Consider the following 12,578-nt stretch of genomic DNA (forward strand, 5'->3'; position numbering starts at 1 on the left):
GAAAAGTTTATTGCGTAAATACAAGCCATAGCTTTATCCTATTTCTCATGGAATTCCGGCAGCTGGAGTATTTTGCCCATATCGTCGAGCAAGGCAGCTTCACCGCCGCCGCCCGCAAGTGCTCTTTGGCCCAACCTTCCCTCAGTGCTCAGATCCAGAAGTTGGAGGAGGAATTGGGTGAGCCCCTCCTGCTTCGCCGTGCTCGTGGTATTGCGCTGACCACCAGTGGGCAAGCGGTCTATGAACAAGCGAAGGTTCTCCTCGCCGGGCGCAATCGCCTGCTGGCCTCGTTCCAAAACCGGGAGGAAGCCCGCAGGGGGGAGGTCACCCTGGGCCTCATCCCCACCATCGCGCCCTATTTGCTGGGCCACTTGCTGGGGGCCTTTCGGGAGGAATTCCCCAACATCCGGGTGCAAGTGCGGGAGGCCCAGACCGCCCAGCTGGTGGAGTGGGTGGTCAATGAAGAGGTCGACTTTGCCGTCATCAGCGATTTGGCGCAAAACGTTCTCAAGCGTCGTGCCCTGCACCTGCGGGCCCTCTTTCGCGAGCCCCTCCTTCTTGCCGTGCCGGGCTCCCACCCCCTGGCCAACCGGCGGCAGGCGACGCTCAAGTTGGGCGAGGTGCCCAAGGACGAGCTGCTCTTGCTGGGAGAGGGGCATTGCTTCCGCGACCAGGCCCTTGCGCTGTGCCAGCTGGAAGACGCTCCCCAGCAACCCATTCGTTGCGAACAGCTGGTGACGCTGATGTCGCTGGTTTCTTCCGGTCTGGGGGTGGCTTTTGTGCCGCAAATGTTCCGCGAGCACCAGCCCACCCCGGGGGTGAGCTACCTGCGCCTCAAGGATCCCGTGCCCCACCGGGCCATCAACATCCTCAAACGCCGGGGCAAAAAGCTCAAACCCAGCGCCGACTGCCTCCACAAGGCCCTGGGCAGGTGGGAGGAGCGAAGTTTTTGACTTCACTCTCTTCGATTATTACAATTTGACTATATAAAAAGCTATTTCAAATCGTGCAGCGAGCTGTTGTTTGGCGATTTTGTGGAGTCCTTTTCCCGGGAGCCTTTGTTTCCAGTATGAGGGTGAATTACCTTTTTCTTTTATAAAAAATTCCCGACATGGCGAGTAGCATGAGAAGAGAGCTGGTGGGTTCTGGGACGAGAGTAGGGGAAAATTGTAAATTTCGGATCATCGAATCAACCGCTCCGTTAATAGCCGGGGACGGGCTGGATGTCATGATTTCGATGGCTCCAATATTAGAGAAATCTGCACCTGTTCCTGCCGTGACTGCGAAGTCCGAAAATGAAGGAGAATAGGTTACGTCAGAGACTGGCAATGAAAATGGTTGGTAAATGGTGTAAGTTGAGTGATTGGAGGCATCCGAATAAAAAACAATATCCCATTGCACGTTGTCCGCACCGTCGGAAGTGAATTCAAATAAAAGGCCAGAGTAGAGGTTAGCGAGATCGACCCCTCCCAAGCCGATGGGGTTCAAGGCTGTGCTCCCATCTTCCCCGTCCCAAGTCCATATCGCTAGGGTAGCAGAGCCGGAGGCCGCATTAGATTCAAGGCGGAGAGGCTCGGCGTCTGTTCTTGTCCACATGTTGTTGCCTGCGCTGATTCCTCCGGCCAATATCTCGATATACATATCTCGTTCCCCGCCCAAGATGTCTGCGGACTGCACAAACAACGAATTGCTTGAACCTGTGGATACGGTCACTTCCGCTGTTTCGGCAGTATCCCAAATGGCATTCTGGCTATGAGCCATTGTGCTTAGGCTGCATAATAGGAGGAGCGGGTTTCCTGAGTAAAATGATCGAAGAGAGGTTTTCATTTTTTGTATTAGGGGTATGTTCTCTGGTTGACGGGTCCGTTCAGTGAAACGGAAATCCACATTCATTACCTAGCATGTAACAACGACCGGGAAAACAAAAATTATGAGTTGTTGCTGCGATTGAGGTCGGGATTCGTTTGATGAGGTTCTTGGTTTTATTTTAATTTATTGGTAGTTAATGGTGTATGTTTTAGTTAGGGTTTTCTGTGAAGAGTTCTCATTGGACACGCTAGAGGGCTGCGTGTTTAACGCCCACTCTAGATTCTCTCCGGTCGAATGAGGCTGATTGTCTCGGATTCGGGATTCCAATTCCCGAGTTGTCAGTCAGTTGCGATGTTGGTGTTCCTTGCCTTTCGCTTTGAACTTGAAATCCCCAATCTCGATCAGTCTTCGAAGAGCAAGGCTCATTTTCTTAATGTTTTTTGGTCGGGAAAGGGGAGGGGGCGGCCGGTGGCTCGCTCGATCACCGGTTTGGGATTCCAGTCCTCTCCCTCTTGCCCCAACCAAGCGGAGAGGTCTGCGGCGAGTTCCCGCGCAATGGCGCGGTTCCCGGCGGTGGGCGCGTCAGCGGTAGCGAGGAGATCCTTCTTCTCGCTCAGGTCTTCGTCGAGATTGAAAAGTTGCCACGGTTGCTCCAGCACGGGGAGGCCCTCTTCGCGATCGACCTTGCTGCGGGGATTTCCCTGATAGAGGAGGTCATAGTGATAGAGGAGTTTGTAAGTGGCCCCCCGGGTGCGCTTGATCACGGCGTTCAGGGGGCGGGAGCGGTGGTCGAGATAGCCGGGGAAATGGTAAAAAATCGGCTCGCGGGCGCGCGGAGTTTTTGCTGGCCCGCTGAGATGACGGGCCAAGGAGATGCCGTCAAAGGTGAGGTCTTCCTTGAGCTTGGCCCCCGCCAGCTCAAGGAGAGTGGGATAAAAGTCCACCGCATGCACGAGGGTGTCGCTCTGCTCCCCGGAGGGAATGGTGCCGGGCTGACGGATGATGAGAGGCACGCGAATGCCCCCCTCCCAATGTGATCCTTTCCGGTGGCGAAGGGGCTGGTTGGCAGTGGGGCCGACATGCCCCCCGTTGTCGGAGCAGAAGATGACGACCGTATTTTTGGTGAGGGAATCATCCTTCCGTCCATCGCCATTGGGGTCCTCCAAGGCGTCGAGAAGTCGCCCCACGGTTTGGTCCAGTCCTTCCACCAGGGCGGCGTAGGAGGCGTCCTGATGGGCTCCCGTCAGGGGGAGAGACTGGTATTTCTGCGACAGGTCTCGGCGGGGCTGAATGGGAGTGTGGACGGCATAGAGATGGAATTGGAGGTAGAAGGGATCGGCCGCTCGTTCACTTTTGCCATGACTTTGCAGAAAGCTCGCCGCAGCATCGGCCATGGCATCGGTGAGGTGTTTGCCCTTGCCCACCAGAGCACCGGGATCGTTGGCGCGGGCTTGGGGAAAGAGGTCGGGGCGAGCCAAGGCCCGCCGATGGAGGGGGTTCTTCTGCGGTCCCTGGAGGACCTGCTCCACATAGGACTCGCTATAGGGCTGGGCAAAGGGATTGAGGCCAGGTCCCACGGTCGGGTGAAAGCCGTTTTCCCCGGCGGTGTAGCTGCGGGGATGGCCGCTCTGGTGGCCGCCGAAGTTGAAGTCAAAGCCCTGCTCCTCCGGCAGGGTGGCCGCTCCGCCCTCGTGACCCCCGATGTGATATTTGCCAAAATGCGCGGTGACATAGCCAGCCTCGGAAAGTGCTTCCGCCAAGGTGTGGTGACTCGCGGGCACATCCTCGTTCTGCTCCGGTCCCAGCAAGGGAGGCTGGCCAATACCGCGATTGAGACTTTGCACATTGTAGACCCCGTTCCCGGATCGTGCGGGGTATTGCCCCGAGAAAATGGCCGCCCGCGTGGGGGCACAATTCGGCTGCACATAGCAGTGGGTGAAGGAAAGACCCTCCTCCGCCAAACGCGCCAGATTTGGCGTTTGATAGGAGGTTGAGCCGTAGTCGACCCCAGCGAGGACGTTGGGTCCCTTGCCGCCCGTGCGAAGGTCAGTCCACCCCAGGTCATCCGCTAGAATAAAGACCAGATTGGGACGGGGAGAGGCGGAGAGGGTGACCAGACCGAGACCGAGCAGGACGAACACGAATTTCATGACTCCCGGGAGGGAACCACTCCCGGGCTCGCCTGTCGATTCTGTAGAATGATTCTTTTCTTTTGGAAATTGGCTTTGCACTCAGTCCTTTTGGAGCGAAGCCAATTTTTCAAAGTAGTCGGGGAAGGTTTTAGCCGTGCAGCCGGGGTCGAGAATGGTCACCGGGGTGTCGGAGAGAGCCACCAGCGAGAAGCACATCGCAATGCGGTGGTCATCGTAGGTTTCAATCTCGGCATGCCGCAGTTCCCTCCCGGGGGTGATGGTGATGAAGTCGGGCCCTTCCTCCACGGTCGCGCCCACTTTGCGCAGCTCGGCGGACATCGCGGCCAAGCGATCGGTTTCTTTCACCCGCCAGTTTTCGATGTTGCGGATGGTGGTAGTTCCTTCCGCAAAAAGGGCGGTGGTGGCGATGGTCATGGCCGCGTCCGGGATGTGGTTCAGGTCTAGATCAACGGCCTTGAGAGGCCCCTTGCGGCTCACTGCCACGTGGTCGGGAGCGTAGGTGACTTCCGCACCCATTTCGCCCAAGACATGGGCGAAGGCGGTGTCGCCCTGCAGCGAATTTTCCCCGATGCCATACACTTTCACCGTGCCGCCCTTGATGGCTGCGGCGGCGAGAAAGTAGGAGGCGGAAGAGGCGTCTCCCTCGACGAGGAAGGTGCCGGGCGAGCGGTAGTGTTGGCCTCCAGCGATACGAAAAGTCTCGTAATTCTCGTGAGTGACCGTCACCCCGAAGGCCTCGATGAGGGCGAGGGTGATGTCGATGTAGGGCTTGGAAACCAGCGTTCCTACGATGTCTATCGTGACGTCCCCGTCCATCAGTGGGGCGGCCATGAGGAGGGCGGTGAGGAACTGGGAGGAGACCGAGCCATCAATGCGGGCGCGGCCTCCGGGTAAGGTTTTCCCGGTGATTTGCAAGGGGGGGTAGCCTTCGTTTTTCAGGCAAGTGACCTCGGCGCCCAGTTCACGCAAGCCCTCCAAGAGATGGCCGATCGGGCGTTCCTCCATACGGGGTTCACCGGTGAGGGTGACCGTGACGGGGGAGAGGGCGAGGGCGGCGGTGAGGGGGCGCATGGCGGTGCCGGCATTCCCCAGAAAGAGTTCCAGTGCTTCCTCTTTTTGGAAAGGGCCCGCCAGACCCTGGAGGTGACAGGTCGTGCCCTCGTTTTCTTGGTGAAAGTCGACCCCGAGAGCTTCCAAGGCATTGAGCATATGACGGGTGTCGTCACTGCGGAGCAGGTTGGTGAGGGTGGTCTTTCCTTCGGCAAGGGCTGCGAGGAGGAGGGCTCGGTTCGAGATGCTTTTGGATCCGGGCAGGGTGATTTCCCCCTCGATGCGGGAGATGGGCTGCAGGGTGAGCGGTGGAGTCATGGTGGAACGTTCAGAGGGAGGGGGCAAGGAGCTTGGCGGCCAGCGTGAGGTCGCCCGGATAGGTGATTTTCGGATTCGGCCCGGGATTGGGAATCAGTTTGACGGCATGGCCGAGATGCTGCAAGGCCGAGACTTCGTCGGTGATGTGGAGGCCGTCGCTACGAACTTGCTCGTAGGCCGCTTGCAAGAGCCGCAGGCGAAAGCATTGAGGAGTCTCCATGGCCCAGAGGGAGTCCCGGCTCACCGCTTCCTGCACGAAGTCATCTCCATCGGCTCGCTTCAGGGTCTCCGTCACTGGATGGGCCAGCGAGGCCGCCCCGTGCACGGCGGCGGCATCGAGCGCGAGAGAGATCGCTTCCGCGCTGATGAGGGGACGGGCGCCATCGTGGATCGCAACCAGAGAGCACTCTGCCGGAAGCAGGGCCAGCCCACTGGCGACGGAGTCCTGCCGCTCCGCCCCTCCTTCCGCCCGCACGACGGGTATCGCCGCCGTGGTCAGATCGAGGGCGGCGAAGCGCTTTTGATCCGTGACCACCACCACGTGGGAGATTTCGGCATGACTGGCAAAGGCAGCCACGGAATGGGCGAGGACGCTGCTCCCCGCCAACGGAGCCATCAACTTGTCGAAGCCCATGCGACGAGAACTCCCGGAGGCGACGATGATGGCAGCGGTCATGGCGGGGCAGGGTGAAAAAAGGTCAGGCCAACTTGTTTTGCACCGCTTGCGAAAGCGTTTTGCCGTCCGCCCGGCCTTCGGTCTTCTCCTGCAAGACCTTCATCACCTTGCCCATCTCGGCCCGGCTGGTGGCACCCGTCTCGGCGATGGCTTCCGCCACCGCTTGGTCGATCTCCTCCTGGGTGAGGGCGGCGGGCAGGTAGCCCTCCAATACCGCGATTTCCGATTTCTCCTTTTCGGCCAATTCGGTGCGTCCGGCTTGCTCGAATTGGGTGATGGAGTCCTGGCGCTGCTTGATTTGTTTGCGGATCACGGCGGTGACCTCGCTGTCGTCGAGGACGGCATCGGCTCCGCCCTTCTCAATGGCGCTGTTTTTAAGGGCCGATTTGAGGGCGCGCAGAGTGCCCAGAGTGACGGTGTCCTTGGCCCGCATGGCGGACTTGATGTCTTCAGTGATTTGCTCGGAAAGCGTTGCCATGGCGGCAGTGTGCAGGGATGGAGGCGGGAGAAAAGCCTTTTTGGCAAACAAAAAAACAGGGACCGGAAAGGCCCCTGTTGGTAAGTGTGCGAGTGCTTGTCGAGCGAGCCAAGCCCGCTCAGTGGTCCATCGGGTTCTCCCCGGTGGCAGCCCCCAGAGCAGCCGATTCGGCAGGGAGGAAGCGCTTGAAGCGAGTCTTGTCGATGGCCTTCATGTAAGCTTCTTCGGGAGCAATCATGCCCGCCTGCAGCTTTTGCCAGATGGCCTCGTCCATGAACTGCATGCCTTCTTCCTTACCCTGGGTGATCACGTCGTAGAGCTTCTGCGTCTTCCCTTCCCGGATAATGGCGGAAACCGCCGAGTTGGAGAACATGATCTCATTCACCGCCGTCCGGCCCGGTTTGTCCACGCGCTTGCAGAGCAGCTGGGCTACGATCCCTTTGATGGAAGCGGCCAGCATGGTGCGCACCTGCGATTGCTGGTCGGCGGGGAAGACGTCCACGACCCGGTCGATGGTCTTGCGGGCGTTGTTGGTGTGTAGGGTTCCAAAGACGAGCAGACCGGTTTCCGCAGCCGTCAGGGCCAGCGAGATGGTCTCCAAGTCCCGCATCTCACCCACCAGCACGATGTCGGCATCCTCCCGCAGGGCCGCGCGCAGACCATCAGCGAAGCTGGGCGTCTGGATGGGCACCTCCCGCTGGGTGATGATGGAGCGCTTGTTGCTGTGAACGAACTCGATGGGCTCCTCCACGGTGATGATGTGGCGGTTGAAGTTCGTGTTGATGTAGTCGAGGAGAGCCGCCAAGGTGGTGGATTTACCGGAGCCGGTGGGACCGGTGACGAGGACCAGGCCCGAGCGCATGTGCCCGAACTCCTTGATCACGGGAGGAAGGTTGAGGTCCTCCAGAGTCGCAATCTCGGTCGGGATGAGCCGGAACACCGCTGCCAGACCGTGCTGCTGCTGCAGGTAGTTGCAGCGGAAGCGGGAGACTTCGTCCATCTCGTAGGCGAAGTCCAGGTCTCCTTTTTCCAAGTATTCTTCGAAAGCCTTGGGATCACAGATTTCCGCGAGCATGTTCTTGAAGCTCTCGCCTTCGAGAACGGGTTCCCCCTCAATGGGAGAGACCGCGCCGTGCACCCGGATCTTGGGTGGCTGTCCTTCGGAAAGGTGGAGATCGGAGCCTTTGGCTTCGACCAGAGCTGTGAAAAGTCGATCAATTTCGGCCATGGGAAAGTCAGTTTAAAGAGTGAGGAAAGGTGAGAATTAGGATTTGAAGAAGGCGCGCATCTGGGCCTTGTCTTCGCAGCGGAACAAGGTTTCTTCCTGCGAAATGATGCCCTGGGTGTAGAGATTGCGCAGGGATTCATCCATCGTGATCATGCCGACATTCTTACCGGTCTGCATGATGCCGGGCAGCATGAAGGTCTTGCCATCGCGGATGGTGGCACCCACCGCCGCCGTATTCACGAGGAGCTCGAGCGCGAGGGCCCGGCCCGTGCCGTCCATCTTGGGGACGAGCTGCTGGGAGACAATGCCGCGGAGAGACTCCGAAACCATCACCCGAATTTGGTCCCGCTGGTCGGTGGGGAAGACGTCCAGCACCCGGTCCAGCGTCCGGGGCGCGTTGCCCGTATGCAGAGTAGCAAGCACCAGGTGACCGGTCTCCGCTGCCGTGAGGGCGAGCTGAATGGTCTCCAGGTTCCGCATCTCTCCCACCATGATGACGTCCGGGTCCTCCCGCAGCGCGCCCCGCAGGGCCCGGCCAAAGGACTCGGTGTGACTGTGCACTTCCCGCTGGTTGACGTGGCAGCCGGCCGAGTCAAAAACGTATTCGATGGGGTCTTCCAGAGTGAGAATATGATCCTCCCGGTCGTGATTGATGAAGTTCACCAGCGAAGCCATCGAGGTCGACTTGCCGGAACCCACCGAGCCCGTCACGAGGATGAGCCCGTTCTGGTAACGGGTGAGGGGGATGAGGTGCTCCTCTGGCAAACCGCACTCCGCCATCGTCCGGATTTTGGTGGAAATGATGCGGAAAACCAGCTCCAGACCCAAGCGCTGGCGAACCACCGATGCCCGGAAACGCCCGAAATCGTTGGCATAGGCAAAGTCGACATCTCCCTTCTCCGCCAGGCGGGCCTTCTCCTTTTCTCCAAGGAAAGACATCGCCAGGCGCTCGGTATCCTCTGCAGTGAGAGGCGGATGGTCATCCCAAATCGGAGAAAGGGTGCCAAATCGCCGCCACGCGGGTGGGTAAGCAGTCGGAAGGTGGACATCGGAGCATTCATACTCCATGCCAATCTTGAGGTATTCGTCAACGTGGGCCAGAACCTGGTGTTCGGACATAAAATAGGATGATTAAGGGTTGGTGTGTGTTCGTTATTGGACACCGGAGAGACGGGGGACGGCAAGAATCTTTGTCGATTTTTCCATGTGTTTACTTTCGCATCCACTTGCGTGCATGTTCGGTTAACCAAACCCGCACGAGGGGTTGTGCGGTGGAGAGAAAAAAGGCAAAAAGTTGTGCTTTAATTGTGCTTTCGGCAGGACTGTTTTTTGCTTTTTTTCGCTTTTTCCGAGGTTTGACCAGCAAGACCAACAGGCAGGTGATGCCGCCCGTAATCATGAGAGTGCGGGCTGGCCGTCCTTGCAGGGATTGAGGAAGTTTCTCAGCCAATTGCAAGAGGTCCTTGGACTTCCCGAGCACCTGCTTGGCATCGGGAACCTTGATTAGATTTCGGTATCCCGCCAGCTGGCGGACTAGCTCTTGCTTGTGGGATTGTGTTCGTGGATCCATTCGCGGTCGCGTTCGAGTTCTGCGCGGGAGTATTCGAAAAGGGGGCTTTTCGGCTTGCGCGTGATCTTTGCCTTCATGGCTTTAATGATGACAATGTGAAGTCCTGCCGTGCCGAGGGCGATCACCTCCCAGCCGAGAAATTCATTTTTGGTGAGCAAAAAAAGCGCCTTTCCCAGAAGCGAGATGACGGCGGCCAGCACCAGCACATAGGCGCTGAGGCCGCAGATCACCACCGCCACCAGCGGGCCCATCTTGCCCTGCAAATGCACCAGCGCCTCTTGGGTCTCCAAGGAGATCAGCTGCAGGCGCGTCCGCACATATGCCGACAAGCCCTTGGGAAACGAGATCTCAGGCTCGTTGCCAGATTCGTTCATGGGGGAGGAGCAGGATTAGCGACGAATGACCAGACCAGCCAGGAAGCCGACCACGGCAGCGGCAATGACAGTCTGCGTCGGGTGCTGGCGAATCAAGTCTTCCGCATCGGCGTGGAATTCCCGCATCTTCAGCCGCGTGTCCTGCAGCTGTTCGGTGGCCGCACTGCGGATGTGCTGCACATTCTCGCCCGCATGCTCGCGGAAGTGCTCGGTGCGCTTGCTGGCTGTTTCCCGCAATTCCTTGGCTTTTTCCGCTGCGGATTCCTTCAGCAGGCGGGCCTTTTCTTCCGCCGTGTGGGCCAGCTCACGGGCGCGCTCGCCACCGGCGGCAGCAGCTGCCCGCAGCTCGTCGGCGGCTTTTTGATTGGGGGTATGGTCGGGGGTATTGGCAAATGGTTCGCTCATAATCGGATTTCTCGTTTCGTTCTCTCTAAAGGTGGCAGCGGCAAGCAAAGGGCGCAAGTCACAAGTCCGTTTGCAAATTGGGCCCCCGCCTCGGAGTCGTCCTCTCCTTTTCTTCCTTTTCAGGCCGGATCTTCCCCGCCGCTGTCCCCATTGCCACTGTTGCTGCCGGAGGGCTCCGCGTCCCCGTTGTCGCTGTCGCCCCCACTGTTGCCATCGCCGTCGCCCGGCTCCCCGGGGTCGGGAGTGCGGCGGGGCCCGTGCCCCCGGTCGATGATGCGGGAGGAGGCCAGATAGGCTTCCACAAACTCCGCTCCCTCCACCGTGCCATCGAATTGATAAATCAGATCCTCCAGGCCCGCAAAGAGAGCCGCTACCTCCCGGGTGCGGCTCTGTAGCTCCGCCGTCAGCACCGATCGGTCCGCGATGGCATCCTGGGGGCGCACGATGTAATTTTCGAAGTCATCGGCCTCCTTCTCCAGCATCGCTTGCGCCTGGGGTGTGATGCCGTAGGCGTCCGCCTCAGCCGTGGCATCGGGGTCGCTCAAGAGATTGGCGAGGTCGCTAATCACAGTAGGCGGGCCCGTTGCAGCAGAGCCTCATCCCGCATCCGCCGCCAACCGCTCAGGGGGAGGTCATAGCGTGCCGCCATCGTCTCATCACTCTTGTCCTTGCAGAAGAGCACCAGGGCCCGCGCCACGCGGAAGGCCAATTGCTCCAGCTCATCCTTCTCCCGGGCCTTGTCCTTGGTCGTCCCCGTTGTCGGGGCCGATTGCCGGGCTGCCAACTCGGCCAGACTGCGCGTCGCCTCCCGCGCGGCCGTCACCTTGGTGGCAAAGATTTGCGGCGGCTGGTTCTCCCAAATGGCGCGATGCCCTTCCTGATCGAGGCATCCTAACCGCGCACGGTAACTGTCGATGTGGTTCGCTATATAGTCATTCATTTTTCTGGGGGGGTATGATTAAGGATTTAATAAATGACTGAAAATGAGAGTCAGGGGAAGAGAAAAGTGTTCCTTTGGTCTCGGGAGGTGTGGAGGGGGCTTTAGAGCTTTGGCCTTGATTCCAAAACTGAGGCGGCGACACTATCCCCGCTCCAAGCCCAAGAGCGAGCATCGCTTTGCCTTGATTCCAAAACTGAGGCGGCGACACTCCCGCTCACCCCCTACAATGTCATTAGCGCGCTTTGCCTTGATTCCAAAACTGAGGCGGCGACACTCGTCACGCCCCTGCCGGCAACAGAGGACGAGCTTTGCCTTGATTCCAAAACTGAGGCGGCGACACTGGGTAATTACCGTGTGACCAACAAGACCCGGCTTTGCCTTGATTCCAAAACTGAGGCGGCGACACTTGGCTGGCTCAATCTCTACCCGGTGGAGGTGCTTTGCCTTGATTCCAAAACTGAGGCGGCGACACTACGTCCACCTTGCGGCGGCGGATGACGCAGCTTTGCCTTGATTCCAAAACTGAGGCGGCGACACTAATTGCGATTGGCCGAAGTTGGCGACCGTTGCTTTGCCTTGATTCCAAAACTGAGGCGGCGACACTGGCTACCCTTTACTCTTATCCCAACTGTCGCTTTGCCTTGATTCCAAAACTGAGGCGGCGACACTTGCAACGGAAAAGGGGCGATTTCCGCATAGCTTTGCCTTGATTCCAAAACTGAGGCGGCGACACTACAATGGGGGACCCTCCCAGCACCAGCGACGCTTTGCCTTGATTCCAAAACTGAGGCGGCGACACTCTTCCAGTCACCATAGCGAGCCCATTTCTTGCTTTGCCTTGATTCCAAAACTGAGGCGGCGACACTTCTACTAGGATCAACGAAAGCGGTTTGAATGCTTTGCCTTGATTCCAAAACTGAGGCGGCGACACTATCTTATTCACGATACAGTAAACTCTGCCGGCTTTGCCTTGATTCCAAAACTGAGGCGGCGACACTCAAGGCACCAAAAAAGCCCGTGATCCCAACGCTTTGCCTTGATTCCAAAACTGAGGCGGCGACACTATGTTTTGCAGAGAGATCGAGTGCGGACCGGCTTTGCCTTGATTCCAAAACTGAGGCGGCGACACTCCGTCGCCGCCTCAGTTCTTATTCTGAGTGATTTATGGCTTGTGGTGAAAAACGGAGGCCGGATCACCAGAGTTCGATTTGCTCGGGGATCTCTTCGGGGTCAACTTCTTTGGCAGGTTTTCCATGAATGATGAAAGCCCGTTCCCACTGGGCTTTGGTGATGAACATGGCTCTTACGGAGCCTTCGCAAGGGACCATCTGCCGGACGCGTCGGATGTGCGTTTCTTGGCGGGCGAAGGTGACACAAGGTCGGGCGTAAACACTGAATTGGATCATCTGAAAACCGTCGTCTAAGAGGAATTTACGGAAGTCGGTGGCTCGCTTCCGTTCCTCTTTCGTTTTGACCGGGAGGTCATTCGCGTCAGGTTAAGAGCCTAACCGATTCGTAGCCAGCAAATTAGATTGGCAAAAACCACCTTTTTCCCTTGACAAGTCGAGCAGCGCGGC

Annotated in this window: 13 protein-coding genes, 1 pseudogene and 1 CRISPR repeat array; of the genes and pseudogenes, 1 reads left to right on the forward strand and 13 read right to left on the reverse strand. The window is 58.5% G+C overall.

What is annotated here, in order from left to right:
- Window positions 1-47 precede the first annotated feature (47 nt).
- Window positions 48-953: a LysR family transcriptional regulator gene (locus tag JIN78_RS13725; protein ID WP_200392552.1), complete on the forward strand. Its 906-nt coding sequence runs from the start codon at window positions 48-50 to the stop codon at window positions 951-953.
- Window positions 954-1,080: 127 nt separating this feature from the next.
- Here the strand turns inward: JIN78_RS13725 and JIN78_RS13730 are convergent, their stop codons facing one another.
- From JIN78_RS13730 to cas2, 13 genes and pseudogenes are all read right to left on the reverse strand, one after another.
- The gene (locus JIN78_RS13730; RefSeq protein ID WP_200392553.1) at window positions 1,081-1,827 is read right to left on the reverse strand and encodes a PEP-CTERM sorting domain-containing protein; all 747 of its coding nucleotides are present in this window, start codon (window positions 1,825-1,827) and stop codon (window positions 1,081-1,083) included.
- Between the two features lie 404 nt (window positions 1,828-2,231).
- Window positions 2,232-3,959 carry a sulfatase gene (locus JIN78_RS13735; protein ID WP_200392554.1) on the reverse strand — a complete coding sequence of 576 codons (1,728 nt, stop codon included), beginning with the start codon at window positions 3,957-3,959 and terminating at the stop codon, window positions 2,232-2,234.
- A gap of 81 nt (window positions 3,960-4,040) precedes the next feature.
- Entirely contained in the window at window positions 4,041-5,330 is a 1,290-nt protein-coding gene (gene aroA, locus JIN78_RS13740; protein WP_200392555.1) for a 3-phosphoshikimate 1-carboxyvinyltransferase, read from the reverse strand.
- Between the two features lie 10 nt (window positions 5,331-5,340).
- Window positions 5,341-6,006: a 2-C-methyl-D-erythritol 4-phosphate cytidylyltransferase gene (ispD, locus tag JIN78_RS13745; protein ID WP_200392556.1), complete on the reverse strand. Its 666-nt coding sequence runs from the start codon at window positions 6,004-6,006 to the stop codon at window positions 5,341-5,343.
- A gap of 22 nt (window positions 6,007-6,028) precedes the next feature.
- On the reverse strand, window positions 6,029-6,484 hold the full coding sequence (locus JIN78_RS13750) for a GatB/YqeY domain-containing protein (RefSeq protein WP_200392557.1): 456 nt from the start codon (window positions 6,482-6,484) through the stop codon (window positions 6,029-6,031).
- A gap of 118 nt (window positions 6,485-6,602) precedes the next feature.
- Window positions 6,603-7,712 (reverse strand): type IV pilus twitching motility protein PilT, encoded by a 1,110-nt coding sequence (locus JIN78_RS13755; RefSeq protein WP_200392558.1) that lies wholly within the window; start codon window positions 7,710-7,712, stop codon window positions 6,603-6,605.
- A 36-nt stretch (window positions 7,713-7,748) separates the two neighbouring features.
- Window positions 7,749-8,831 carry a type IV pilus twitching motility protein PilT gene (locus JIN78_RS13760; RefSeq protein ID WP_200392559.1) on the reverse strand — a complete coding sequence of 361 codons (1,083 nt, stop codon included), beginning with the start codon at window positions 8,829-8,831 and terminating at the stop codon, window positions 7,749-7,751.
- Between the two features lie 91 nt (window positions 8,832-8,922).
- Window positions 8,923-9,162, reverse strand: coding sequence for a hypothetical protein (locus JIN78_RS13765; protein WP_200392560.1), 240 nt, complete (start codon window positions 9,160-9,162; stop codon window positions 8,923-8,925).
- 83 nt (window positions 9,163-9,245) lie between these two features.
- On the reverse strand, window positions 9,246-9,656 hold the full coding sequence (locus JIN78_RS13770) for a phage holin family protein (RefSeq protein WP_200392561.1): 411 nt from the start codon (window positions 9,654-9,656) through the stop codon (window positions 9,246-9,248).
- A gap of 15 nt (window positions 9,657-9,671) precedes the next feature.
- Complete coding sequence (locus JIN78_RS13775; protein WP_200392562.1) at window positions 9,672-10,061, reverse strand: ElaB/YgaM/YqjD family protein; 390 nt, start codon at window positions 10,059-10,061, stop codon at window positions 9,672-9,674.
- Between the two features lie 119 nt (window positions 10,062-10,180).
- Complete coding sequence (locus tag JIN78_RS13780; protein WP_200392563.1) at window positions 10,181-10,630, reverse strand: hypothetical protein; 450 nt, start codon at window positions 10,628-10,630, stop codon at window positions 10,181-10,183.
- Window positions 10,627-11,001: a hypothetical protein gene (locus JIN78_RS13785; RefSeq protein ID WP_200392564.1), complete on the reverse strand. Its 375-nt coding sequence runs from the start codon at window positions 10,999-11,001 to the stop codon at window positions 10,627-10,629. Before JIN78_RS13785 ends, JIN78_RS13780 begins: the two co-directional genes overlap by 4 nt.
- A 107-nt stretch (window positions 11,002-11,108) precedes the next feature.
- Window positions 11,109-12,131: direct repeats of the CRISPR family, unit length 36 nt; unit sequence GCTTTGCCTTGATTCCAAAACTGAGGCGGCGACACT.
- Between the two features lie 63 nt (window positions 12,132-12,194).
- A pseudogene (cas2, locus tag JIN78_RS13790) lies at window positions 12,195-12,473 on the reverse strand (CRISPR-associated endonuclease Cas2); the annotation flags it as partial.
- Window positions 12,474-12,578 lie beyond the last annotated feature (105 nt).

The organism is Roseibacillus ishigakijimensis, from assembly GCF_016595415.1.
In the GTDB taxonomy this organism is placed as follows: domain Bacteria; phylum Verrucomicrobiota; class Verrucomicrobiia; order Verrucomicrobiales; family Akkermansiaceae; genus Roseibacillus; species Roseibacillus ishigakijimensis.